Origin of the sequence: Pseudomonas agarici, assembly GCF_900109755.1 — a bacterium.
GTDB lineage: Bacteria > Pseudomonadota > Gammaproteobacteria > Pseudomonadales > Pseudomonadaceae > Aquipseudomonas > Aquipseudomonas agarici.
Window position 1 is genome coordinate 63,515 of the sequence record NZ_FOAR01000011.1, and the last position, 25,329, is coordinate 88,843.

22 protein-coding genes and 4 pseudogenes are annotated in these 25,329 nt (G+C 56.3%); 16 read left to right on the forward strand and 10 right to left on the reverse strand.

Annotated features, from left to right (window positions below; all coding sequences use genetic code 11):
• The first annotated feature begins 28 nt into the window (after positions 1-28).
• Positions 29-373 carry a hypothetical protein gene (locus tag BMX68_RS12280; RefSeq protein ID WP_017133140.1) on the forward strand — a complete coding sequence of 115 codons (345 nt, stop codon included), beginning with the start codon at positions 29-31 and terminating at the stop codon, positions 371-373.
• Between the two features lie 590 nt (positions 374-963).
• Positions 964-1,971, forward strand: coding sequence for a hypothetical protein (locus tag BMX68_RS12285; protein ID WP_017133141.1), 1,008 nt, complete (start codon positions 964-966; stop codon positions 1,969-1,971).
• A 2-nt stretch (positions 1,972-1,973) separates the two neighbouring features.
• On the opposite strand, the gene BMX68_RS12290 is transcribed toward BMX68_RS12285, so the two are convergent.
• Positions 1,974-2,594, reverse strand: coding sequence for a recombinase family protein (locus tag BMX68_RS12290; protein ID WP_017133142.1), 621 nt, complete (start codon positions 2,592-2,594; stop codon positions 1,974-1,976).
• A 167-nt stretch (positions 2,595-2,761) separates the two neighbouring features.
• Complete coding sequence (locus BMX68_RS12295) at positions 2,762-3,598, reverse strand: hypothetical protein (RefSeq protein ID WP_017133143.1); 837 nt, start codon at positions 3,596-3,598, stop codon at positions 2,762-2,764.
• 142 nt (positions 3,599-3,740) lie between these two features.
• Between BMX68_RS12295 and BMX68_RS12300 the strand changes: the two genes are divergently transcribed.
• The 3 genes from BMX68_RS12300 to BMX68_RS12315 all read left to right on the forward strand — a co-directional run bounded on the left by BMX68_RS12300 (position 3,741) and on the right by BMX68_RS12315 (position 6,791).
• Positions 3,741-4,106, forward strand: a complete 366-nt coding sequence (locus BMX68_RS12300; protein ID WP_026013303.1) for a hypothetical protein — start codon at positions 3,741-3,743, stop codon at positions 4,104-4,106.
• Between the two features lie 482 nt (positions 4,107-4,588).
• Positions 4,589-5,776: an Arm DNA-binding domain-containing protein gene (locus BMX68_RS12310; protein WP_051000664.1), complete on the forward strand. Its 1,188-nt coding sequence runs from the start codon at positions 4,589-4,591 to the stop codon at positions 5,774-5,776.
• The gene (locus BMX68_RS12315; protein WP_017133147.1) at positions 5,754-6,791 is read left to right on the forward strand and encodes a hypothetical protein; all 1,038 of its coding nucleotides are present in this window, start codon (positions 5,754-5,756) and stop codon (positions 6,789-6,791) included. The genes BMX68_RS12310 and BMX68_RS12315 overlap by 23 nt, the downstream gene beginning before the upstream one ends.
• Before the next feature lie 457 nt (positions 6,792-7,248).
• Here BMX68_RS12315 and BMX68_RS25485 read toward each other — a convergent pair.
• The 6 genes and pseudogenes from BMX68_RS25485 to BMX68_RS25930 all read right to left on the reverse strand — a co-directional run.
• Positions 7,249-7,356, reverse strand: a pseudogene (locus BMX68_RS25485) (integrase core domain-containing protein); the annotation flags it as partial.
• A gap of 296 nt (positions 7,357-7,652) precedes the next feature.
• Positions 7,653-8,027, reverse strand: a complete 375-nt coding sequence (locus BMX68_RS12330) for a hypothetical protein (RefSeq protein WP_017133149.1) — start codon at positions 8,025-8,027, stop codon at positions 7,653-7,655.
• Positions 8,020-8,997 (reverse strand): hypothetical protein, encoded by a 978-nt coding sequence (locus tag BMX68_RS12335; RefSeq protein ID WP_017133150.1) that lies wholly within the window; start codon positions 8,995-8,997, stop codon positions 8,020-8,022. Before BMX68_RS12335 ends, BMX68_RS12330 begins: the two co-directional genes overlap by 8 nt.
• Before the next feature lie 9 nt (positions 8,998-9,006).
• Positions 9,007-9,495 (reverse strand): Hcp family type VI secretion system effector, encoded by a 489-nt coding sequence (locus BMX68_RS12340; protein ID WP_017133151.1) that lies wholly within the window; start codon positions 9,493-9,495, stop codon positions 9,007-9,009.
• Between the two features lie 250 nt (positions 9,496-9,745).
• Positions 9,746-10,148, reverse strand: a pseudogene (locus tag BMX68_RS25925) (ATP-binding protein); the annotation flags it as partial.
• Positions 10,137-10,520, reverse strand: a pseudogene (locus BMX68_RS25930) (IS21 family transposase); the annotation flags it as partial. The pseudogenes BMX68_RS25930 and BMX68_RS25925, both read right to left, overlap by 12 nt.
• A gap of 304 nt (positions 10,521-10,824) precedes the next feature.
• On the opposite strand from BMX68_RS25930, the gene BMX68_RS12355 reads away from it, so the two are divergent.
• The 6 genes and pseudogenes from BMX68_RS12355 to BMX68_RS12380 all read left to right on the forward strand — a co-directional run bounded on the left by BMX68_RS12355 (position 10,825) and on the right by BMX68_RS12380 (position 16,739).
• The gene (locus BMX68_RS12355; RefSeq protein ID WP_017133154.1) at positions 10,825-11,790 is read left to right on the forward strand and encodes an amino acid ABC transporter permease; all 966 of its coding nucleotides are present in this window, start codon (positions 10,825-10,827) and stop codon (positions 11,788-11,790) included.
• 15 nt (positions 11,791-11,805) lie between these two features.
• Positions 11,806-12,576 (forward strand): amino acid ABC transporter ATP-binding protein, encoded by a 771-nt coding sequence (locus BMX68_RS12360; RefSeq protein ID WP_017133155.1) that lies wholly within the window; start codon positions 11,806-11,808, stop codon positions 12,574-12,576.
• Between the two features lie 102 nt (positions 12,577-12,678).
• Entirely contained in the window at positions 12,679-13,518 is an 840-nt protein-coding gene (locus BMX68_RS12365) for a transporter substrate-binding domain-containing protein (RefSeq protein ID WP_017133156.1), read from the forward strand.
• A gap of 74 nt (positions 13,519-13,592) precedes the next feature.
• Positions 13,593-14,897 (forward strand): NAD(P)/FAD-dependent oxidoreductase, encoded by a 1,305-nt coding sequence (locus BMX68_RS12370; RefSeq protein ID WP_017133157.1) that lies wholly within the window; start codon positions 13,593-13,595, stop codon positions 14,895-14,897.
• A gap of 26 nt (positions 14,898-14,923) precedes the next feature.
• Entirely contained in the window at positions 14,924-15,394 is a 471-nt protein-coding gene (locus BMX68_RS12375; RefSeq protein WP_017133158.1) for an Lrp/AsnC family transcriptional regulator, read from the forward strand.
• Between the two features lie 305 nt (positions 15,395-15,699).
• Positions 15,700-16,739, forward strand: a pseudogene (locus BMX68_RS12380) (DMT family transporter).
• Positions 16,740-16,805: 66 nt separating this feature from the next.
• Here BMX68_RS12380 and BMX68_RS12385 read toward each other — a convergent pair.
• On the reverse strand, positions 16,806-17,687 hold the full coding sequence (locus BMX68_RS12385) for a LysR family transcriptional regulator (protein ID WP_017133160.1): 882 nt from the start codon (positions 17,685-17,687) through the stop codon (positions 16,806-16,808).
• 145 nt (positions 17,688-17,832) lie between these two features.
• Here BMX68_RS12385 and BMX68_RS12390 point away from each other — a divergent pair, with 145 nt between their 5' ends.
• From BMX68_RS12390 to BMX68_RS12410, 5 genes are read left to right on the forward strand one after another with little or no spacing between them, the layout of a single operon-like run.
• On the forward strand, positions 17,833-18,864 hold the full coding sequence (locus tag BMX68_RS12390; RefSeq protein WP_017133161.1) for an amino acid ABC transporter substrate-binding protein: 1,032 nt from the start codon (positions 17,833-17,835) through the stop codon (positions 18,862-18,864).
• A 39-nt stretch (positions 18,865-18,903) separates the two neighbouring features.
• Positions 18,904-20,049: an amino acid ABC transporter permease gene (locus BMX68_RS12395; RefSeq protein WP_017133162.1), complete on the forward strand. Its 1,146-nt coding sequence runs from the start codon at positions 18,904-18,906 to the stop codon at positions 20,047-20,049.
• A gap of 2 nt (positions 20,050-20,051) precedes the next feature.
• On the forward strand, positions 20,052-21,146 hold the full coding sequence (locus tag BMX68_RS12400) for an amino acid ABC transporter permease (protein ID WP_026013306.1): 1,095 nt from the start codon (positions 20,052-20,054) through the stop codon (positions 21,144-21,146).
• On the forward strand, positions 21,143-21,919 hold the full coding sequence (locus BMX68_RS12405) for an amino acid ABC transporter ATP-binding protein (RefSeq protein WP_017133164.1): 777 nt from the start codon (positions 21,143-21,145) through the stop codon (positions 21,917-21,919). The genes BMX68_RS12400 and BMX68_RS12405 overlap by 4 nt, the downstream gene beginning before the upstream one ends.
• On the forward strand, positions 21,916-22,872 hold the full coding sequence (locus BMX68_RS12410; RefSeq protein WP_017133165.1) for an isoaspartyl peptidase/L-asparaginase family protein: 957 nt from the start codon (positions 21,916-21,918) through the stop codon (positions 22,870-22,872). The genes BMX68_RS12405 and BMX68_RS12410 overlap by 4 nt, the downstream gene beginning before the upstream one ends.
• A gap of 80 nt (positions 22,873-22,952) precedes the next feature.
• Here BMX68_RS12410 and BMX68_RS12415 read toward each other — a convergent pair whose 3' ends face one another.
• Positions 22,953-25,328, reverse strand: coding sequence for a TonB-dependent receptor (locus BMX68_RS12415; RefSeq protein WP_026013307.1), 2,376 nt, complete (start codon positions 25,326-25,328; stop codon positions 22,953-22,955).
• Between the last annotated feature and the right edge of the window lies 1 nt (position 25,329).

Genomic DNA, 25,329 nt, shown 5'->3' on the forward strand with positions numbered 1-25,329 from the left:
CATGTGCCAAGTCCAGCAGGTTCACGTCATGAGCAAAGTTAAGTGCCAGTGCTGCAAGAAGATGATGGTTCCAAAGGTGGTCACTAGCGTGCCGTTCTACATCAATGGAATACCCGTGGGCGGCCGTGACCCGGAGTCGTCCGTATGCCCCTTCTGTCTGTCGCAGAAGTGGATGCTCACCGAACATCAGGCTCTGGCTGCCGGCAAGGCCAATGCTGAGTACCACGGCATCATGGTACTTGCCTTGGTGAATATCGTTGCGTTCGCCCGTTTAGGCGAACTGGCGGGCGGTATGAGGCTTGCGGTGTCTGTCGCAAGCTTTCTCCTGCGCGCCAGAATTATCAGGGTATTGCTACGGCACCTGGGCCGTTAGACGAGCCAGCACATTCCAGGCGACCGGAATGCTACCCAGGCGGCGAATACAGCCTGGTTAGAATTCGTAAAGGATGTCACTGCTGCTCGACAGTGCGCAAAACTGCCTCGCTACTTGGTCACTTCATCGCGGGTTTAAGCGCTGTGGTGGTACTGAACCCTGCATGGGGAGCGGTTGCCCGAATGCCCTGGCCAGCGCCAAGCAGTTCACCAACGCGCTGATGTAGCCCCTTTTCAGGGGGGCCTTTTTAAACAACGGAAAATTTTGCCCCCCCTAGGGAAAGGTTGGCCGTTCGAACCGGCCCTGGGACACCATATAAATCAAGGCTATGGCGCCTATACGTTGTCAGCTCGGTTTTCTTGTGACAGCAGGCTGACAGCAAAAGATCAGACTGAGGCCTCGTTAGGTACATCCAACGAGGCCTTTTTCGTCGCCATGAGATCTCGTTTTCTCATTTCGCTTCTGAAGCTCTTCCTGCGACTCAGGCGGCATTTCCCAAATGCTGGCAATGTGCTTCAATCCGTCCCTTATAATTAAGCGGCTTAGCGGCAGACACTCGTCGGCCCGTCGAATAAACCAGGGAAGGCTACATGAGTGAAGTAAGGGAAGTAGTAATTCGTAGCGAGTCGGACGCACTGGCGGTTTTGGAGCAGGCGTTGGCTGGAGTCTTGTCTGATGAAGATTCTTACCTGATTAAATTCGACGGCTGGCCACTTTTTGAGCTAGACGTAGAAGGGGGGCGTTATCACAGCACTGTGACGACCCCGCTCATGAAAGGGCTTCTGGAATACCAGCAGGTCATAAATCGTATCTTCGCTGATAACGTGTACTCTAAGGGCGCACGCGCGCTGACGGAGGAGGATAGATCAGCCCTTGAGCTAACCTTCAGCGTCGCGGAGGGCTCTAGCGACATCCAGGCCTATTTGCAGGAAACCTTCAACAAACTGGGTGAGAAAATGATCGATAAAATGACCGGTGGTCAGATTGTCATTACGGTAGTGGGTCTTGCCTTGGTCGCCGCGCTGTATTTTGGTCATGCCAACCAGCAAAGCACCGAATTGGCCATTGCTGCTGAGTCCAATCGCAGCAGTCTAGAGACCCGGCTAATTGAAAATAATCAGAAGATGGCATCGGCGTTGGCCGATACCAATCAGGCACTGATTACGATCGTGAAAAGCACTCCCGACGCCACGAAGGTTACCGCTGGTAATGCGGTTTTTGAGCGTGATCAGATTGTTCAGCTAAGCCAAAGAGAGCGAGAAGTTACTACCCCCACTCGGATTGACGGAAACTACTACGTCACTTCAATCAAGAGTGCTGGCGACAAGTGGCGCTTAGATGTTGTGAAGGTGGGAAGTGAAGATCCGATCAAGGTGGATCTCTTCAAGGGTCAACACGCAGCCGGCGGAATTAACGAAATTATGTCGTCATTCATCGGAGAGACCCCGATCTTTTTGCATGCTCTGGCCCGCGTGAAAGACGGCAAAGTGATTACTGCAAGCATCCTGGGAACGACTGCCACAGGCTTGCCGCCAGCAACTGAATTTTACGCACTGCACGGTCAGGTTGATTCAGGTTTTACGCCAGATTCAGATTGACCTTACAGTGTCTTCTCTTCATCCCGAATACGCATTACGGTGGTTGTGGAGCAATCAGCGTGTCGTGCTGTAGCTCGGATTCCTAGGCCGGCGGCCAGAAGCTCTCGTACACGCTTATGCAGATCGGCGTCCACTGGTCTGCCCTGGTACTTGCCGGCCGCCTTTGCTTTCTCGATGCCCTGTGCCTGGCGCTCGCGCCTCTGCTCGTAATCCTTGCGGGCGATGGCTGCCATCATTTCCACCAGCATTGAGTTGATCGCTCCCAGCATCCGCCCGGTGAACTCGTCGCCCTTGGTGTTCTGCATTCCCTGGTGGCTGGTTGGCAGGTCGAGCGCAACGATACGAAGCCCTTTGGAATCGATCGCAGCCTTTAGCTTTTGCCAGTCCTCCACTGGGAGGCGGGAGAGGCGGTCTATCGACTCCACCAGCAACACGTCACCCTTACGAGCATCCTTGAGCAGGCGCAGCAGCTCAGGCCGGTCGGCGGTGGCGCCGCTGGCGCTCTCCAAGTACACGCTTGCAATGACCTTGTTATGGTCGCTGGCGAACTGCTCGAGCGAGGCCCGGGCACGGCCGGCGTCTTGTTCGACGGTGGAGGCTCGGAGGTATGCGCGGATGAACATGATAGGTGCCTGTATCAGTTAGGACGTTCTACTAATGCTGTTGCACTATGGGTGTTACTTATCAAGCGGAAAGTCCGAAAAAGGCAAAATAAGCCTGTATCTGGATAGGCATACCCAAAAAATCGCCGCAGATTTTCGAAACCCCACGGCGCTACAGCCCAGCAGAATTATTTCCCTACGAAGTAGAGCGCCCTGCCCTGATTGAAGATTGCCGCAGGGATCGAGTTTTTCCTCAGCCGCTGGCCAGGGTGGTAGATGTAGATCCACTCAGGCAAGTGTTGTGATACAAGCTGCATGGCCTCCGAAGTCGTCATGTCGTTCTTGTAGGCATCAAGCGTGAACTGGTTGTCACGGATGAAGATCGGTCCGTAGCTGAGTGAAGATCTCAGAAAGCTCGGCGATTTAGAAAACTCATCAATGTATGGAATGGGCCGCTCTGCGTAGCTATCTGCCAAGGATGCATAGCTGCGGGCATGACCATCAGGATATTTACCTGTCTGCATTGACAGCTTCGATAGGCCATTGGCAAAAACTTTCTTACGAGCGTCTTCGACTTTACGCAATGCAAGAGCAGATGCCGCGTCCGACGAGCCTACCTGGTCAGCGGGTACCCACGCGACAACCTGAGTTGCGCGCGCCGGATCGCTCGCCCCACCTAATAGCATCAAACCCAAGCCAATTCCCGCTGCCGCGCCACCACTCAGCCCTGTAGGTGGCGACGCGAAGCTACCCGCGCCTAATCCAGCATCCCCGAGTACTTCTCCAGAGCCGGCGGCTGGGCTCGCGCCATGAACTGCCTCTACCAGCTCGATTGGAATGTCACGCTGCCCGGAAATCCCCATGGCGGTCAGAACATGCATAGCATCCGACCATTTTTCCCTCGGTACATCCTCCGGCTCAGGAAGCTGCACAGTCCTAGCCCCGCGGGTGCCAGAGCACCCAACCAGAAGAGCTACTGTCGCGGCCAGAAAGCCGATTCGGATCGTTGTTGATTTGTTACCCATGGCGTCACTCCTTGTTTTGATTGCCACAGCTTACGAAGGCGTCCAGGAAACCCAATGGCATAAGCTTATGAGCTCCGCAGGCTTGGGATTTCCAGACCTTGGCATAGCGTGTCGTGCAACCTCATGCATTCGGAGCATCACTATGGAATTTCGCCACTTAGGCAATGGACAGACTTTCCCTCCAGTAGCACCGAACGGCCGGATTTACGCCGTACCTGTGACACAGGAAAACCAAGTAGAAATTTTCTGTCTGACAGCTGCAGGGATTGTTGGAAGCGGCGTTACGGCGAACTGGGCTGAGATCTCGGGCTTTTGTTACGACGACGAGTCCTGGGAAATCATCCTGCGGAATTACGTCGGGAGGGGAATGCGTTTCCGTCGGGGTGTGCCCTGCGGAATCGTCGAAGACGGTTGCGAAACCCTCAAAACAAATATCCAAGGGTTCGCAATTCCAGTTTGCGTAATGAACCGCATTGCATACGAACAGAAAAGGCTGCAGCAGGCCTGAGGGTTTTAAAGGACAACCTGCAACCTGACTCGCGTCACGTCACTCCGCGCAGGCTCGCCCACTTTCCCCGGCTGGGAAATCCTGATTTCAAATTCCGTCGCTTTTGTTGCCTGAAAGCGAAACACACGCCGGGCAGCCGCCCGTAGCCTATCCGGGTAGCTCAAAGGAACTCGGAAAATGAACCAACACAGGGTTAACCGCTGCATTTACATGCAAGAAGTCAACGACAAGCCTGAAGACAGCGCTTCTCCAGCGAGCCGGAGTCAACTAACAGATACGTCATCCTGCGCGCAGTCGCAAACCCTGACGAGTCAGGATTAACGACATATGCGCTACGTGACCGTCAGGAAATTCGCCAGCGAGTCTGGCTACTCCGAAGACGCTATCCGCTCGAAACTTCGCGACGGGATTTGGCGACTCGGAGAAATATGGATCAAGGCCCCAGATGGCCGGGTTTTAATTGATGTGAAAGGATATGAGACATGGGTAGAGATGGGCGGGGAGTTCGGGCGGTCTCGGACTCGAGTATCGAAATCACGTTCATGTACCGCGGGGTTAGGTGCCGTGAGCGCTTCTCGCTCAAGCCTACCGCCACTAATTTAAAGCTCGCAGAGCGTTACAAGAATGTTATTGAGCATGACATTGCTACAGGCGTATTTGATTACTTAGCTACTTTTCCAAACTCCCCGCGAGCGGCGCGGTTCGCTCCAGAGGTCTGCCGGGAAGACGTGGCTGGTTTCCTCACTCGCTGGCTGACCGGAAAGAAAAAGCACGTCTCTAGCAGCACCTTTGAGGGCTATCGGAAGATAGTGGAGCAGCGCATGATCCCAGCGCTGGGCCCGACCAGGGTCGTTGAGCTCAAGCGGAAGACGATCCGCGACTGGCTCGACACCCAGAAGGTCAGTAATAAGACGCTGAGCAACATCCAGAGTTGCCTACGCTCTGCGCTGAACGACGCGGTCGACGAGGAACTGATCGACATCAACCCACTGGCTGGCTGGACCTACGCGCGTAAGGGCGAAGTAAAAGACGACGACGTGGACCCTTTTTCAGCCGAGGAGCAGCGTGCGATAGCGGAAGCGCTCACCGGCCAGGCACAGAACATGGTCCAGTTTGCGTTCTGGACCGGCATGCGCACCAGTGAGCTTGTAGCGCTCGATTGGGGTGATATCGACTGGCTGCGCGGCGAAGTGCACGTCTCCAGAGCGATGACCCAGGCAGCCAAGGGTAAAGCCGAGGTAACGAAGACGATTTCGGGCAAGCGAAGCATTAAGCTACTAGGGCCGGCCATGGAAGCGCTAAAGGCTCAGAAAGCCTTCACTTTTCTTGCGGATGCAGAGGTTTTCCAAAACCCAAGGACCGGCGAGCGCTGGGTGGGAGACGGACCGATCAGAAAAACAATGTGGGCACACGCGCTGAAGAAGTCCGGCGTGCGCTACCGCCGCCCCTACCAAACTCGCCACACCTACGCATCCATGATGCTCTCAGCGGGTGAGCATCCGATGTGGGTAGCTCAGCAGATGGGGCACAGGGACTGGACAATGATTGCCAGGGTATACGGAAGGTGGATGCCGGACACTAATGAATCCTCAGGCTCAAAAGCAGAGCTAAAATGGGGCTCAACACCGAGTATTCAAAGGACTGATCATGTTCGACCAGACGAAAATTGACTCTATCGCGGGGCGTGAAGCCACCATCGAGTGCTTTAACATCACCCTTACTCAGAATACTCCCAACTCTCCATTGGTTTTCAACGGGCCTGGCTGTTTATTTTTTGACGAGAAGAAAAATTTAAAAGTCAAAATGTATTCTGCCTCGACCACCTCGGGATCCATAAAAATGATGAATTTCTTATGGAGCGACCATCCAGGCATAATTCCAGAAGAAAGATATTTCACATTAGAGGCGGAGGACGCCTCCGGTAGAACATGGAAAAACAACCGCATCCTCGTACAACAAGGAATCGATACATACCCCTCAGGCACGGTATTAGAGCTCCGCCTCAACAACGCTCGATCAATTACACAGCTGAAACAGCCAGACCCTGGCGGCAGAGCATTGATAGCGGTAAATGGCATCTACCGATTGCCATTCAATGAGTTCATAGATAACGGCAGAGGGTCTATGGAGCTAGCGAAACTGGCACTTTCGCAAGGAACAAGAACTATTGAGATGATACAAAAAGGCAACAAGCTAGATATTGAGATTGCGGACAGCAAAGATCCGATTATATTAGATACACTATTCTATCTTCTGGAGGGGATCAGCATTGCAACTGGACAGCTTCTCGAAGCCTCGTTCATTATTGCGAGAAATGGAACCGCATATGAAGCTTTCATTCAAGGGAGAGTTAGCGAAAACACTTATACCATGGCAGATCCCATCGTCGATATCTTTCCAAGAAGGGAGGCCGAGCTAGATAAATTCCTGCAGATGTACATGAAAGCAAGACACAAAGGTCTTAACCATTTAGCTAATTACTGGCACCGTCTCAAAGAAATATCTAAGGCTAACACCGAAGCTGCTGCACTCGTGCTTTGTGTAAATATAGAGGGAATGGTAAAAAACTATTTTTCGACAAACACGGATTTAGACGCCAAAACTTTGCAAGAGATTTCAGACACCCGAAAATTCATTAAATCGTCAGCGGCTAACATTCCACCAACTGGAAAAAAACCATCCTGAATTTTTTAGGAAATTTGAAAACAAAAACAGTATCTACCATCCTCACGGACATAAGCGAATCCGGTGTCCTTGAGAAAGCGCACGTTAAAAGCTGGAAAGACCTTCGGCACACCCTAGCGCATGCAGATAATGTCGTGATCTCGTCGAATAATTTCGAAAATTTTGTTCATGACCTGCAGAACTGTCTGGCACTTTTTGGCAAGCTTATCGAGCTATGTGTGACTCATTACAGTAATGACAGCGTTATGACAGCAATCGCGCTGGAAGACCCGGAAACACTGGATTAGATGCGGGTTTAAATCCCCCCGGCGCTAGCATTTTCGGCTAGTGCACCACTGAGGTGTGACATTCAGGCGATTCATTTCCGGTGCCTACCATGCAGCGCAACCCTTCATATCTGACTCTCAACCGCCATGGAACTGGACTTGCCCCTACAAAACCGGACACCAACTCCCTGTTAAATTGATGCTGCCGCCAAGCGCCTGAACTCCCTCGGCGAGCGATAGTTCAAGGCGCTGTGCGGATGCTGCTCGTTGTAATGCTCGAAGGCAATGGCCAGGTTACGCCACTGCCGAGAGCACCGAGAGTCAGGTCGCGCCATATCTTGAAAGGGTAACGGCTACGCTCGCAGCGTATCCATCGATAAGCCCGGTGATCGGCTTCCAGCCACCTCCAAACCCCGGCGACCTTTACTTCAATTTCAACCTGAGTAAATATCCGGGATAGCAGCATTGGACTATAAACAGACGTTTAATGAGGCGTCAAGGCCTGGGATGCAATAGATAATCTGCCTAGAGCTGATCGCACATTAGATTACTCACTACAATTAAACTGCTATATGACTTTGCACCCACCACCTGACTACGCGACATATTTTTCCATTATTCTCAGCACGATAAGAAAAACAAGCAACACACAACACGTAACCAGAGGCACTATGAGAAGATACTTATAACGCTTCGGAAGATTATTCAACTCTTGAGCGTCGACCAAACCTCTTTCAACATGCATCTTCGGCATAATTAATGCCATTGCAATGATACCCCCTCTCATAACCTTTCCGAGCAAGCCAGCGCTTGACCAAACACGTTTATTGTCTTTTATATAAGAGCAGTTCGGGAGGCGATCTTCGATATTTTCAACGTATTTATGAGCGATCAGTATTACAGCAAGTAACACCACCCCGATAGATACTAGTACAAATCCAGCGGACAAACCTATTTGGGCGCTAGTCATTTATCATTTTCCCGTAAAAAATCTCCCCGAGCTTTTCACCTTGCGACTCGCCTAGTTCTCCTCCCCCCCAACCGCCTACAACACCTCCAACCACGCCGCATGCAAGTGCACCCACACCGCCCGTAGGAATACCGATTGCGACGCAAGCTGTGGCGGCAATTGCCCCTCCTACAAATCCACCAGCACCGGCCCCAAAGGCGCTGCCCAACAGTGAACTACCCTCAACATATTTCACCTTACGACACTGCTCCTCGCGACCTAGCGTGCAAGCTTTCTGAATGGCAAGTCCGGAGGAGCCGACTTCAAGTGCGGTGCCGATATAAGCTCCTCTCTTGATCCATTTAGAAGCTTTGGCCACGCCAGACACTTTATCAGCATAACCTGCAACTTCCCCTGTATGCATGTAGCTGTTCGTCGAAAGCCCCAGCAGTCTCTTTATCGAGCCTTCGTTACGCAACCGAGATCCAAATGCAGCGAAACTGTCAAGCTGCTTTTCAAGCTTCATGAACAGTTCTGTTCTCTTGGTATAGAAGGCGTCCCTTTGGGTCATGGTGCCGGAGCCCATGTGTTCCCGGTACAATTTCTCAATGCTTTGAAGCGATTCTTTGATGGAGTTCAGGTGTTTGCTCCAACCATCACTTGCAGCACCAACACCCATAGAGGTATAGGAAATCGTGGTCTTGAGCAGTTCAAAGTTCTCTAGAAAAAAGTCGTCTGCACCCTCTCCGTTTACCATCAACGCTGTGTGTACCTCAGCAGCCTTAGCCATCAGCGCGGCTTCCTGCGCGGTAGAGGATGGAGTGGACGCGTCGCCCACAATCACTAGATCGCCTGCGAGGACAACACCGCCCGAGATATGGGAGTTGAGGGCAACCAACTTGGCCTTAGCATTCTTTGGCAGCACAAGGTTCGCTATCAGAGAGTCGAAGGTCTGTGTTCTGGCATTAATAAAGGATCGTACTTCGGCCATGGTCGTGCCTCACGAATACTTTTTATTGTTGATCCGGTCCCATCCACCGGTCACGTTACCGCCCGCAGCGCCATCGACACGTTTCTGCAGCGTGTAAGTGGTTTTCATCCGGCCGTAATTGAGCTGTACGATTTCCATGGGAATACCGGAGCTCGCACTCTGCGTATAATCAGCGATGATGACTTCTTCAAGCGCCACTTCGTAATACTTGAGCTTGTCGGTGCCCGCTCGACAGAGCACCAGCTTTACGTCCTTCAAGTGCTGACCCGTGCAGCTGGCTTGCATCAGCTTACAACTGGCGCTGTCGAGGTATTTGGTAAAGGTGAAGTTGGTCATGGTGGTACGATCGGATGAAGCACCGCCTGAGGAACTTGCGGTGGCGGAGGTGCTTTGGCTGACACCAAAGTTATAGCCGGTAATTTCAATCCAGTTGCTGTACTTCTCGTCCACAGATTCGCCTGGAATATCTGCGATCTGAATAAACGCGTCGAAAGCCATCCTCTACCTCTCCTTGGTAGCTAATTTGCCATCCGTAAATTTGGAATAAAGCTCCGTTGTGACAGTAAAGTACAACGTCAGTTCCGGAAAGACTACCTATCTCGGCAATTATCGCGCACTAGTTCTCGGCAGTCATATTCTCAGGTTGCCGACTCCATGCCATCCGCACACTCGGCCCACCAACATCTGGACACTCGCTCCACGCTCATTCGGACAAGCAGCCGGAGCGCACCGACGCAGGTTTGCATTGTTAGTCTGAAGCCTCTGCCGTCGTCAATTTCGTTGCGCGCCTGCGCATCGATTCGCCCTTCAGCTCGATTCGATAAGCGTTGTACACCAGCTGGTCGAGGATCGCGTCGCCCAAGGTCGGATCGCCGATCAGTGCATGCCCGTTGTCCACTGTTATTTTTGGCTGGTCACCGTGTCGAACGGTTGTCGTAACGGTCGTCCAGCAGTTCGAGCATGTCGCGCCGTTGCGCTGCGGTAAACGGCGCCAAGCCCCAGTCGTCCAGGATCAGCAAGTCGGTCTCGGTATAACTCGCCATCAGTTTCGCGAAGCGGACGTCGCCGTGGGCCAAGCCCAGCTCTTCCATCAAGCGGGACAGGCGTAAATAGCGCACGCTGTAACCGTCGCGGCAAGCTTTGTGGACCAGCGGCAGCCGTTCCGGGCCTTGGCGCAGGATCGATTCGAGGCTCTTGTAACTGCACGCGCCCAGTGCCAGTGCACGCTGGCAAGCGGTTTCCAGCCGATCTTCGCCGTGCTGCTTGCTCAGGCGCTGGATGTCCAGGCAGGCGCGGAAGCCGTGCCGCGGGTAGATTCGGCGCGCGAGGATGTAGGCGATGACGCCAGCCGCACTCGAGCCTGTCTGCTCTGCCCAGTGGATCAATTGCTGCGGCGTCCGTTCGGCATGTTCGCGGGGACTTTTGGGCATGTGCTCGGTTTGGGTGGTGTGGCGGCCTTTGTGCGGCGAGCGCAGATGGCTAGCCACGCGCTGGTTGGCGTGGAAGCACTCGACGGTCTCAGCGGCTATCTTAAGGGAGGAGCGGGGTCCTGCCTTTCATGGGGCTCGTTCACTTGAAGCGCCTTTCAACATTCAAGAAATGCTCGGCGCAGACATTACTCTTATTCCCACGTCACAGATGAAACAGACGTTTGGTCAACCCGTGTGCTGAAAAGGTAATACCGTCATATTTACAGTTATACACCCTGTAAATGCTCAAAAAAATCTCAAAATAAGCACAAATCGCAAGATATTCCACAGCAGGTTGCACCCCCATAATGGAAATGGAACACGTTGGCATTTCTACTCCATTAGGGGACGAAAGACGATGTACAAAGACAACATCATTAGAAGTCGGGCGACCGACAACATCGCGTTCATGGGGGTGGTTGCTGTTGCGATATTTGTCATCGCGTTCTTTGCTGGCGCTGGAGAGGGTGGCTTAGCAAAGCTGATGGCCCCCATCGTTGCCGACCTCACGTCGCCCCTGTTGCGTGATCTCGCTGTGGCGTTCACCTTAACCGTCACGCTGGTCGCCAACCTGTTTATCCTAGGCCGATTCCCATTGCGGGCACAGATCATCACCGTCTGGGGCGAGCTGCTTCTATTGTTCCTGTTGTTTTTCGACAGCTTCAATTTGTCTTACAGCTTCATCCTCAGCAAAGTCGGATTCATGATCACCCAAGGGGTATTCACCACGGTGTACGTGTCCGCTATTTCTATCAGCATTGCCTTCGTCCTGGCGCTGTTGGGAGCGACGGCAAAGTTATCTTCCAACGGCTTTGCGATTGCAATTGCGAACTTCTACACCTCGTTCTTTCGCGGCGTGCCATTGCTGATCCAGATCTATCTCATCTACCTGGGCATTCCCCAGCTTGGTTATGTAGTCGGTGCGGTTCCGGCTGGTGTCCTGGCGTTGTCGCTCTGCTACGGCGCTTACATGACCGAGATCTTCCGTGCTGGCATCCATAGCATTCCACGCGGCCAATGGGAGGCTTCCAGGGCTATCGGCTTGACGCCTTTTCAGGTCATGACCCGCGTGATCATGCCGCAATCCATGCGCTTGATCATTCCGCCAACAGGCAACCAGTTCATTTCAATGCTCAAGGACAGCTCGTTGGTGTCGGTCATTGGGGTCTGGGAGTTGATGTTCCTGGCGCGTACACAGGGACGTGCCGAGTTCCGGCATCTGGAAATGCTGATCACCGCCGCCGTGCTTTATTGGCTGTTGTCGATTGTCCTGGAGACCGTCCAGTCTCGCCTCGAGAAGCGCTTTGACCGTGCTCACCGCTGAACAAGGATCAACACCATGAATGGCGCCCTCGATCCCCTCCGCCCTACCCCTCGATCAGCTGTGTCAGTTCGCAAGCTGCAAAAATGGTATGGCGATTTTCACGTTCTCAAAGACATCGACCTGGACGTTGCTTGCGGGGAAATCCTCGTCATTTGCGGGCCTTCCGGGTCGGGCAAATCGACACTCATCCGCTGCCTCAATCTGCTTGAAGACTTCCAGAAAGGCCAAGTGCTCATCAGCGGCACGGCACTGACCCGTAGCGCGGCGAGTGTGGCTGCCGTTCGGCGGCATGTCGGCATGGTCTTCCAGCAATTCAATTTATTCCCGCATTTGACCGTGCTGGAAAACCTGATACTGGGGCCGCGTCTGGTGAGCAAGCTGAGCGAGGCAGAAGCCCGCCAACTGGCGCATGAATATCTCACGCGAGTGAGAATCGGTAACCAGGCCGATAAGTATCCCGGCCAACTCTCGGGCGGGCAGCAGCAACGTGTCGCCATTGCCCGCGCCCTCTGTATGCGACCCCGGATCATGTTGTTCGATGAGCCAACTTCGGCGCTTGACCCAGAGATGGTCAAGGAGGTGCTCGACGTAATGGGCGAGCTGGCAGAGGAAGGCATCACCATGCTGTGTGTGACCCACGAGATGGGTTTCGCTCGGCGGGTGGCTGACCGGGTCATCTTCATGGACCAGGGGCGAATCATCGAGCAGGGCGAACCACAGGCTTTCTTCGATAACCCGCAACACGAACGGGCCAAGGAATTCCTTTCGCAAATCCTCAGCCATTAATGGCCGCAGGGGCGCCAGGACGCAGTCGGCGCAATCGCCATGCACTCATCAGCGGATAAGCCTGACCATCCGCGTCAACCTGCAACACCTGGAGACTTACCGATGACCTCTGTCACTCGCTTCTTCGCTGCCGCAGCTGTCGCCAGCGCTGTATTCGTCACCACAGGCTCTACCTGGGCTGGCGCAACGCTCGACCGCATCCATCAAAGCAAGGTCATGAAAGTAGCGACTGCCGCTAACTGGCCGCCGCAGTCGTTCCTGGGAGACGACAATGCGCTAAAAGGCTTCGATATTGATGTGGCTACCGAGATCGGCCATCGCCTGGGCGCCAAGGTGACGTTCGTCACGCCGGAGTGGGGCATCATCACCGCAGGGCGCTGGTCAGGCCGTTGGGACATATCGGTGGGTTCCATGACCCCGACTACCGAGCGTGCCCGTGTCCTGGATTTCCCTGCAATCTATTACTACACCCCGTATGTGTTTGCGGTGCATAAGGATGCCGCCGGGACCACGGTCGCTGACCTTAACGGCAAGGTGATCGGTGTGGAGGCAGGCACCACTTCCGAGGACTACATCAATCGCCGGTTAAAGATCGATGCGGTAGGTGTTCCGCCTTTCAGCTATGAGGTAGAGCCAGGTGAGGTCCGGACTTACGGCGACAGCATGGGGCCGCTGGATGACTTGCGCCTGGGCAATGGCACTCGACTCAATGCCACGCTGTCTGCACTGCCGACGATCAAAGGCGCCGTGGAACATGGCTACCCCATCGTTCAGGCGCAAGGCAAACCGGCGTATTACGAACCTCTGGCGCTAGCGGTCGACAAGGGCGACGAAGCGTTTTCGGCTGAGCTGAAAAAGATCGTCGAAGACATGAAGTCCGACGGCACGCTGAAGAAACTTTCCGAGAAGTGGTACGGCAACGACCTCACCACCGTGCAATAACCAACACGCTTGTACACCCATCCTGACGGCGGGTGTACGGCATGTTTTTGCTCCTGCCAAAGGATGACCGATTCATGTCCCAATACAGCAACAGTTATTACACCGCTACGATGCGATACGCATCGCCGCGCCCGACACTCACTGGCCATGTTCAGGCTGATGTCTGTGTGATCGGTGGCGGTTTGGCAGGGTTGAGCACCGCGTGGGAGCTGGTTTCCCGGGGACGCTCGGTGGTGTTGCTGGAAGCCGCGCGGGTTGCATGGGGGGCTTCCGGACGCAATGGCGGCTTCGTGCTGCAGGGCTGGTCCGAAGGGTTGTCATCAATTGAGCGCCGGTGTGGCCCTGAGACGGCATGTGCGCTGTTCAAGCTTTCTCTAGAAGGCGTGGACATCGTTCGCAAGATGATCGATCAGCATCAGTTACAGGGCTGCGCGCCCACCAGCGGTAAGCTGAGCGTATTGCGCTACGACGATGGCGATAATCTCCAACGCCTACGTGATCGGATGGCCAAGGCGTTCAATTTCGACATGGAGTATCTGGATACCCAGGCGATCCGGACGCGATTGAATACTGAACGCTATTTTCATGGGTTGCGCGACAGCCATGGGTTTCACTTCCATCCACTGAACTATTGCCTGGGCTTGGCCGAGTTGATTGAGGCCAAGGGCGGCGTTCTCTATGAAAATTCGCCCATGATTGGGGTGCAAAGCCAAGGCAACCGCCATCAAGTCATGACTCAGCAAGGGATGGTCGACTGCGGCAACGTGGTGCACTGCTGTGGCGGCTATGGCGGCCCTGAGTTCGGCCGATTGCGGCGCGCTTTTTTGCCGATTGCGACGTATGTGGTGCTCACCGAACACTTGGGCGACCGGCTGCGGGATTCGATACGCACCACCGATGCCGTTGGTGATAGTCGCCGTGCCTCGGATTACTACCGGGTGGTCGAGGGTGATCGCCTGCTCTGGGGCGGGCACATCACCACGCGAGATGTGCAGGATGAAAAGCGTTTGGCGCACATGCTGACCAACGATATTCTCAACGTCTTCCCACAATTGCGCGGCTTGAAAATCGAAAAAGCCTGGTCCGGACTGATGGGCTACGCTCGCCACAAAATGCCGCACATAAGTATGCTGGGCCAGGGGCTGTGGGCTTGTACATCATTTGGTGGTCATGGTATGAACACCGCGCCAATCGGTGCACGGGTTGTCGCCGAGGCGATTTGCGACGAATCTGATCGTTACCGTCTGTTCGATGCCTATGGCCTGGAGTGGAATGGTGGACCTTTTGGGCCTGCCGCAGCGCAGACGGTCTACGCCGGATTAAAACTGATGGATATGTTCCAGGAAGCGCGCTCGACACGCCGAGCGGCTAGACACTGAACCCTATCAAGAGTGCGAACCTATCCATGGATGAGCAGCGTCCCACTTCGTTGTTTCGTTTGACTGAGAAGGACAAGCAACTGCTTGCGCTTTTGCAGCTTCACGCCCGCGAGCCAACGGCCTCTCTGGCACGCAAGCTTGGGGTCTCGCGCTCAGCGGTGCAGGAGCGGATCAATCGCCTGGAAAAGGCTGGCGTGATCACCGGCTACAGCGTCCGAATCAACCAGGACAAGCTGCAACAAACCGTCAATTGCTTCACCATGACCTCCTGCACCAACAAAAGTTATACCGATGTCATGGCCGCACTGCGTAAGATGGATTCGGTCCAGGCAGTCTATGCCGTCTCCGGCGAATCGGATTTTATCATTCACGTCGCCACCCATACGTTAGGCGAGCTCAACGGCGAACTCACGCAGATCAACTTGATCAAGGGTGTGGCCCATACATCGTCCTATATCGTCATGGAAACCAAATTCAACCGGCGCCTGATGTTGTAGAGGGTCATCTCGCCACTGCGAAGGTATTTTGGATGTACTGTCCGCTTCGCGAGCAAGCTCCCTTCCACGGGTGATTTATCGTCTGTTAAATCGATGACCTTTTTTTGATCCTTGCCATTTCAACGCTGAAGTTTCAGTAAGCTCGAAAGCCCGTCGCTACCACGATGTCGCAGGTTTCCACCCCGTATGCTTAAGTCGTCCTCGGGGCCCCACGTTTTTCATCGCCCCCAAACGGCGATTCAACACGCTATCCGCTTGCGACGAGTATCGTGTGTCACATCAATACCCTTGCTACGGATTGGATGATGACCAAAAGCATTTTCTACGCCTTGAGTGCTGCTGCACTCAAGGCGCCAGCACCCCTCTGGCCAAGGTTCTGGGGCTTAACGTCTCTCCAGTCCTGCTCGCCGGGTTGCTGTACCTGGGAAGCGGCTTAGGCTTGACGGTCAGCAGACTGATCCGTGATCGCGGCTGGCAGCCTTCCGGCTTAACTACATCGCAATGGCCATGGCTCCTTGGCGCTATTGCATTAGGTGGAGTGCTGGGTCCGGTGGCGTTGATGTTCGGACTTTCCCTGACATCTGCCACCACGGCTTCGCTGTTGCTGAACCTTGAGACGGTGTTGACCGCCCTTCTTGCATGGATGGTTTTCAAGGAGAACGCCGATAGGCGAATCGTCATTGCAATGATCGCAATTGTTGCAGGGGGGGGGTTGTTGGGCTGGCCTCAAACCTCACCAAAGATCCACGGGTGGATGGGTCCGCTCGCAGTAGCAATCGCCTGTTTTTGTTGGGCTATCGATAACAACCTTACCCGGAAGGTTTCAGCGTCGGATGCGTTGTTCATCGCAGGCATCAAGGGCCTGGTCGCCGGGGTCATCAACTGCACTTTGGGGATTGCCCTGGGAATGCATCTCCCGGAATTTTCTCTGCTCGGGCCAACGCTGCTCGTAGGCTTCTTAGGGTACGGCGTAAGCCTGGTACTTTTCGTGCTGGCTTTGCGAGGGCTCGGAACAGCGCGGACGGGGGCGTACTTCTCTACCGCACCATTCCTAGCAGCAGCTATTTCAATCCTGTTTCTAGGCGAAACCGTGTCATGGGTGTTTTGGGGCGCTGCGGGCCTAATGGCGATTGGAGTCTGGATACATCTCACCGAGAGTCATTTACACGAACATCAACATAATCCGCAGACGCATGACCATCAGCACGTTCACGACGAACAACATCAACATAAGCACGCCTTTGAGTGGGGCGACACTCAACCTCATAGCCATTTACATCACCATGCTCCCATCCGACACAGTCATGCTCACTTTCCCGATATCCATCACAGGCACCGACACTGAGCAGCAGAACCCGTCCTCTTGTCGAGGCGCACGCCGCCTATCGCCACCTCCCCCCCCTCCAAATCCTCAACACTCCTCGACCAGTCGTTGCCAAAAAGCCTCGGTATGAGGATTACGGTTATCCCGCCAGCGCACCAGGATCACTTCCAGATGATCGGACTCCATATCGGGGTACAGGCGCACCAGCTCCTGTCGTTCGATCAGTGGCGCGACCATGCTGTGGGGCATGCACGCCACGCCTTGACCGCTGGCCACCATCGGTTTGAGGGCTTCCGAGACGGTGGCTTCGAACACCTGGCGCAAGCGCTGGGGCTGGGGGTGGCGCTTGATCTGGGTGCGCGACAGTTCATGCAATTGCGCGCTGCGCGCGTAGCTCAACAACGGGATCGGTTCGTCGGTGCGCGCGCAATGCTCGGCCAAGGCCGGCGTGGCAACCCAATACAGTTCGTCATGACCCAGCGATTTCACCTCGAACTCGCTTTGCCGTGAGTAGGGGCCGGTCTTGGCATCGCGGTAGAACAGGATGAAGTCACAACGTCCCGACATCAGTGCCATGTAGTAGTCATCGGTGCTGCGATAGCCGGTATCGATGCGGGTGAATAGTGGTGTTTCGGGGCGGTTGAGGCGGCTGATCCAGCCCGGGAAAAAGTTGCAGGCCAAGGTGTGCAACGAAGCGAAGGTCAAGGGGCGGTTGACGATTTTCACACTTTGCTCGCAGTCGCGGGCCATGCGTACCAGTTCCACGGCGTTGGGCAACAAGGCTTCGCCGGCGGCGGTCAGGCGTACTGGATTCTTGTCCCGATCTATCAGGGTGGTCCCCAGGCGCGCTTCCAGTAATTGAATGCGCCGACTCAATGCCGACTGCGATGAGCCGCGCATGCTGGCCGCCGCCGTGAACTTGCCGGTATCGGCTAGGGCGAGAAAATCTTCATACCAGTCGATATTCATAAAGTTATTCCAAAATTCGATAGCGCGGCCAGCATAGTGGATCAAGAGTTGCTATCCCAATGCCCGCCCCAGTGTCTATTGTGCGTAAACACGCCACCTGCCGTCCGTGGGTGAACAAGAAGAAAAACTCTCAAGGGCAAATAATATGCATAAATTGAACAAGGTGAAGGTTTTACTCGCAACCTCGGCGTTGGCGTTGACCCTGGCCGGCACTGCCGAGGCGGGTGTGCTGGATAAGGTCAAGGCGCACGGCGCGGTGCGCTGTGGGGTGGCCAGCGACAAGCCCGGTTTCTCGCTGATTGACGATAAAGGCCACTGGGCTGGCATGGACGTCGATCTGTGTCGCGCCGTGGCCGCCGCCGTATTGGGCGATGCGAACAAGGTCGAGTATTTGGCTACCACCGCGAAAAACCGTTTCACCGCCCTCGCCTCTGGCGAAATCGACATTCTCTCGCGTGCCACGTCCTGGACCGCCGACCGGATTGCCAGCCTGGGAGTGGATTTCACCACCGTCTGGTTCTACGACGGCCAGGGTTTTATGACCCATGCCAAGGACGGCATCAAGCAGCTTACGGACCTGGACGGTGCCACCTTCTGCCTGTCGCCGGGCACCACCTCCGAGCAGAATCTGGAGGATTATTTCAGCCAGCGCGGCCTGACCTATAAGACCGTGGTCATCGAGAAGAGCCCGGAACTCTTCGCCGCGTTCCAGCACGGGCGCTGCAATGCCATTTCCAATGATTTGTCCGGCCTGGCCTCGCGCCTCACACAGATGAGCAATCCCAAGGATTATGCGCTGTTGCCGGAGGTGATTTCCAAGGAGCCCCTGGGCGCGTTCGTGGCCCAGGGCGACACCACCTGGCGCAACATCGTGACCTGGACCGCCTACGCCCTGATGACCGCCGAAGAACTGGGCGTCACGTCCAACAACGTCGATGAGTTGCGCGGGAAAAAAGAGGCGCCAGCGGATATCGCTCGCTTGCTCGGCAGCCAAGGCACTGTCGGCGAAGCCTTTGGCCTCGACAACCAGTGGGCTTATCGTGCGATCAAGCAGGTAGGTAATTACGCGCAAATTTATGACCGTAACCTCGGCCAACAGACCGCGCTGAACTTCCCGCGTGGGCTCAACCGAAGCTGGAAGGACCAAGGGTTGCTGTATGCGCCGCCGATTCGTTGATGGTTGCGTACCCTTGATTAACCGAACGGAATGCCGGTCATGTTGACTCCTCGTTTTCGCATCATGAGCCTCTTGCAGCAAGGCTTGGTCCTGGTCTTGGTAGCGACGGTGCTCTATCTGTTGGTCAGCAACGCGGCGGCGAACCTGGCGAAGTTGAACATCGCCTCCGGGTTCGGCTTTTTGTCTCAGCGTGCGGGCTATGACATCAGTTTCTCGCTGATCGACTACACCCCGGACGCGAGTTACGCACGGGCCTACTGGGTAGGGCTGCTCAACACGTTGCTGGTCTCGGCGCTCAGTATCGTGCTGGCGACCCTGCTGGGTGTCGCGCTGGGTCTGGCCAGGGTTTCACAGAACTGGCTGATCAGGCACCTGAGCAGCACCTGCATCGAGTTCCTGCGCAACGTGCCGCTGGTGGTGCATCTGGTCTGGTGGTACGGCCTGGCCCTGGCGTTGCCAGGGGTCCAGCAGTCGGTGTCGTTGTTTGACGTGGTCTATCTGAACAACAGCGGCTTGATGCTGCCTTGGCCGCGACAGGGCAATCTGGTCGGCTGGGGTCTGGCCTTGATTGCCCTGGGCATGCTGCTGGCTTATTTGGCGTGTCGTTTCAAGGAGCGTCGTGGCGCCTGGAGAGATTTCACGCCGCCCCGCTGGCCGCTGCTACTGGCTGGAGGATTGTTGTTGCCGCTATTGGTGTACTGGATCAGTGGCGCCCATTGGCAGTGGGAAATCCCGGTGAAACGTGGATTCGGTTTCAAGGGTGGGATCGTCCTGGTGCCAGAGTTGTTGGCGCTGTGCCTGGCCCTATCGTTCTACAGCGCCAGCTACATTGCGGAAACTGTCCGGGGCGCCATCGAGTCGGTGCATCGGGGGCAATATGAAGCGGCCAAGGCCTTGGGCTTCAAGCAAGGTCCGACTATGCGTCAGTTGATCGTTCCGCAAGCGGTGTACCCGATGATTCCGCAAGTCACCAACACCTACCTGAACATCGTCAAGAACTCCTCGCTGGGGGTGGTGATCGGCTTTATGGAGTTGGTCTCCTCGACCGGCGGCACCACCTTGAATCAGACCGGCCAGGCCATCGAATGCATTGCTCTGGTGATGGGGACTTACTGCCTGATCAGCTTGCTGATCTCCCTGGCGATGAACCTCTACAACCATCATATCAGCCAGAGGGGACACTGAACATGAGCGCAATAAATCCAGTCCTGCCCATCCAATTGCCGCCGCGTTTGCCTTGGACACAACGGGCCCTATCCTGGAGTCGCAGCCAGCTATTTCCCAGTCCGGGCCACAGCCTGCTGACCCTGGGCACAATCGCCCTGTTGGCCTGGTGCATCCCGACCGCGCTGAACTGGCTGGTGTTCAACGCCACTTTCGTCGGCACCAGCGGCAAGGACTGCAATCCCGCCGGCGCTTGCTGGCTGCCGATTACCCAGCGCTGGAACCTGTTTGTCTATGGCTTTTATCCAGAGGCCGAGCAGTGGCGAGTCAGCCTTTCGCTGATACTGGCCGGCGCCACGTTTGTCCTACTGTTTTTCAAGCGCCTGGATCGGCGTCTGTTATTGGGCTACCTGGCCGTGCTGCCAGTGTTGATGTGGTGGTTGCTCAAGGGTGGTGTCGGTTTGACGCCCGTGTCCTCGACCCAGTTCGCCGGGATGCTGGTGACCGTGTTTCTCGGCGTGGTGGGGATGGTTTTTGCGCTGCCGCTGGGGATCCTGCTGGCGTTGGGTAGACGCTCGAAATTGCCGGTGATTCGCCTGCTCAGCGTGTTGTACATCGAGCTGGTGCGTTCGGTGCCGGTGATCTCGTTGCTGTTCATGGCTTCGCTGATGATCCAGTTGTTCCTGCCACCCGGCTCGGCGTTCGACATTCTGCTGCGCGTGCAGTTGGTGCTGATCCTGTTCACCGCCGCCTACATGGCCGAGACCCTGCGCGGCGGCTTGCAGAATCTGCCCAGGGGCCAGTACGAAGCGGCGCAGGCCTTGGGCTTCGGTTACTGGAAAGCCATGGGGCAGATCATCCTGCCGCAAGTGCTCAAGCAATCCATCGCGCCCTTGCTCACGCAATTTATCGGCCTGTTCAAGGAGACCACGCTGGTCATGATCGTCGGTGTGCTGGACATCGTCGGCATCGCCATGAGCACCGCCGCAGCGCCGGAATGGGTCAACTACGGCCATGAGATCTACGTGTTCCTGGCACTTTATTTCTTCGTCATCTGTTTTGCACTGTCGCGCTATGCCCGACACCTTGAACAACGAATGGAGCAGAGCCGCTCATGAAAGTGACTGCCAAGGTTGATGCCGTACCTATCGTGCGCATCGAGCAATTGAACAAATGGTTCGGCAATGCCCAGGTGTTGAAAAACGTCTCCATGACCGTGCGAACCGGTGAAAAAGTGGTGATCTGCGGGCCTTCCGGCTCCGGCAAATCCACCCTGATTCGCTGCATCAATCAGTTGGAGCAGCATCAGCAGGGTTTGGTGGAAGTGCTGGGCGAAGAACTCAACGCCAGCGTCAAAGGTCTGGAGCGGATTCGCCGCCAGGTCGGCATGTGCTTTCAACACTTCAACCTGTTTCCCCACCTGACGGTGTTGAAGAACTGCACCCTGCCGCAAACTTCTAACCTCGGCGTACCAGAAGCCCAGGCCATTGAGCGAGCGCTGGGCTTGCTCGACAAGGTCCAGATGCGCGACCACGCCAACAAGTTCCCAGCGCAGCTTTCCGGTGGCCAACAGCAACGTATCGCCATTGCCCGGGCACTGTGTATGCAGCCCAAGGTCATGTTGTTCGACGAGCCGACCTCGGCCCTGGACCCGGAGATGATCGCCGAGGTGTTGGAGGTGATGACCGGCTTGGCCGAAGAGGGCATGACCATGATTTGCGTCACCCACGAAATGGGTTTTGCCCGTAAGGTCGCCGACCGCATTGTGTTTATGGACCAGGGCGAAATCGTCGAAGAGGCACCGCCCGAACGATTTTTTTCCGCGCCGAAATCCCCCCGCACCCAACGTTTCTTGAGCCAGATTATTGATCACGGAGTACACACGCTATGACCCATTCAATTGCGATGGCCTTGCATGGCGGCGCCGGTGTACTGACCCCCGGCCTGCTCGACCCGACCGACGAGGACGCGATTCACCAGGCGCTGCTACAAGCGCTCAAAGCCGGAGTGGTCGTATTGGAGCGGGGCGGCAGCAGCCTGGACGCGGTACAAGCCAGTGTGGTGGAACTGGAAGAGTGCCCCTGGTTCAACGCAGGCAAGGGCGCGGTGTTTACCCAAAACGGCGACCATGAACTGGACGCGGCAATCATGAATGGCGCCAATCTGGAAGCCGGGGCCGTGGCCGGTATTCATCACCTGCGCAACCCGATTCGCGGCGCACGGGCAGTGATGGAGCATAGTGAGCATGTGCTCCTGGCCGGTGTCGGAGCTGACCGCTTCCTGGCGGAACAAGCGGACTTGGAGCACGTCAGCAACAGTTGGTACGACACCCCGCTACGCCTTCGCCAATGGGCCGCGCAACAAGAGCAGCCGCAGACTGTATCGTTGGAGCCGGGCGGTGTCGAAAAGAAGTTCGGGACCGTCGGCGCGGTGGCTTTGGACAGTCACGGGCATGTTGCCGCCGCCACGTCTACCGGGGGCATTACCAACAAGCGTTATGGGCGAATAGGCGATTCGCCGCTGATCGGTTCCGGTACTTGGGCCGACGACCGCAGCGCGGCGATTTCAGCCACCGGCCATGGCGAATTCTTTATACGCACGGTGGTGGCCCACAACATCGCTTCCCGAGTGCGCCTGACCGGCGCGAGCCTGAATCAGGCCTGTGAGCAAGTCGTGTTGGGCGAACTCAAGGACTTGGGAGGTAACGGCGGAGTGGTGGCGGTTTCGCCTTCCGGTGAGACGGTGCTCAGCTTCAATACCCCCGGCATGTACCGCGCCTGGCGCGATGCCGAGGGCGGTTTGCATACTGCGATCTATGCCGGGGATGATCGTCTTCATTGTTAGAGGCTTGTGTAGCCGCCGGGCTGCGCCAGCGGCTACAGCTATAGTGAGACGGTGCCGCATGCAATAAACGTCAGAGGCAATCAATAACGCATCCGAACGGTGGTGCCTATTGTCCGTTGATCGCCGGGCACTACCCCATAGTCGCCGGCCCCTAGCAGCGAATAAACGGCGGTGATGTAGCGACGGTCGAACAGGTTACGCACCCAGCCTTCCACCTCCCATGTACGGTCCTGGCTACGCAGCCCCACGCGCAAGTGGGTGAGGCCGTAGCTGGGCTGATAGCTCCCTTCGCCCCTTTCGAGAGTGCCGTAGTACCCGCTCCTGAAGCTGTAATCCAGACCGCTGTAAGCTTCCAGTCCGTAGGGCAGTGGATGGGTATAGTCCAAGCCACTGCTGACATTCCATTCTGGCGCGTTGTATAGCCGGTCACCGCTGAGGTCGCAGGTCCACTGCCCCGAGCCCGGCGGGCAAGGTGCGTTGGCGAAACTGCGATAGCGCGCATCGCTCCAGGCCAGGCCCACGCGCAGGTTGAGCCGGGGATGCAGTTGCCAGGCTGAATCCAGTTCGATACCGCGCAGGCGCACCTTGCCGACATTGATCAGGTTGTCGCGTAGCGGTGGCGCGAACAGGGAGGCCGGGGGGCTATAAGTGAGCGCCTGATAGCTGTCGACATCCGTCTGGTAGAGGGCGAGATCGAGCATCGCCCGCTCATCCCAAAAGCGCGTCTTCATGCCCAGCTCCAGCGACGTCGCACGTTCGGCATCGAAGGTGGGCGCAGTGAATGGACCGACCACATCGAAATTGATCCCGCCGGCTTTGTAGCCACGCGACCAACTGACGTATCCCATCACCGCATCGCTAACGCGATAGCTGGCACTCAGAAGGCTGGAAAGGTTACCTTGCGCCATCGAATCCTGGCGGTAATAGCCGCCACCCAGAGCGATGTCACGCAACAGTTGGCCACCCGCTTGGAAAGTCGCAGGCAAACCGGCCAGCGAAGCGAGGTTGCTGGTGTCTCGGGAAATCCAACCGTCCTTGCGCTCGCGGCTGTAACGCAGCCCGCCGGTCAGCTCCAGGCGTTCGAGGGGGCGCCAGGAAAGTTGACCGTAGAGGGCTCGACTGTCGCTTCGCTGCTCGCCGTCAAAGCGCTGTCGGGCGCCCTCCAACAGTAAGGCCGGAACCTGGGAGGGATCGGTAAAGGTGATGCCATAAAGGTCGTGCAATACCGCCAGTTGGTCGCCAACGAACCAGGGCGCGGCATCCTTGCCGAATTCGACGTCAATTTCACGGTCAAGGTGCTGACGCAAATAGTACAGTCCGACCACATAATCGAGCGACGAGCTTGCCGCGCCGGACAGCCGTAGTTCCTGGCTGAATTGCCGGTGCCCGAGCTCAGTGTCTGACTGCGCCACCGCCAGGGCACTGCTATCGCCGTCGCGCCCGGCGCGGTAGTCCCAGTCACGGTAAGCCGTGATGCTGGTGAAGCGCATCGCATCGTCCAGGTCCCAGTTCAACTCCAGCGAAAGGCCGTTTTGTAGGGTGCGGGGACGCCCCGGTGCGTCGATTCGCGTCTGGCGCCGGTAAGGGTCGGGCTCCGACAGCGGATAACCGAAGAATTTGGCCCGCTCGCGTGTCTGCGTGCCGTAGTGATTGACCAGCAGGACATTGCCGGCCTCGTTCTGCTGAGCGTAATCCCCCATCAGGCGCGCACTGAAGTCCACGTTCGGCGTCCATAGCAATTGCCCGCGCAGCCCCTGGCTGTCCGCATCACCGAGCCGGGCTCCGTCCACCAGGTTTTCCACTCGCCCGTCGACCGTGCGGTCAAAGATACTCAGGCGCCCGGCCAGCACATCGTCGAGCACCGCCCCGGAAATCGTCCCACGATACTGGCGCATGCCATGCTCGCCGTAGCTGGCTTCAAGCTGGCTTTCGGGATAAAAAGTCGGTTGTCGAGTCACAATATTCAACGCACCAGCGGTGGTGTTCTTCCCAAACAACGTGCCCTGCGGTCCACGCAGCACTTCGATGCGCTCGATATCCAGCAACTCGGTAAGTGCCATGCCCTGGCGCGCCAGATAAACGCCATCGACGTAGGTGCCGACACTGCCTTCCAAGCCATCGTTGTATGCGCTAGCGCCAAACCCACGCAGGCCGATACCGGTATAGCGGCTGTCGTGGCCAGACACCACCAGTCCGGGCACCCGCTGCTGAATGTCTTGCAGACTATGCAGGCCGGCCTCCTCAAGTTGTTCGCCATAAAGCACGTTAATGGCGATCGGCACTTGCTGCGGGTTTTCCTCGCGCCGCCGAGCGGTCACCGGCGTCTCGTCGAGCACCAGCTTGTTTGGCGACGATGACATGCGTCGCGCCAGCGCCTCATCCACCACATTGGCCGACGCCCAGGGCACTGTTGACAGGCTGCCGAGCAAGAGCAATCTCCCTCCCAAACCGAGCATA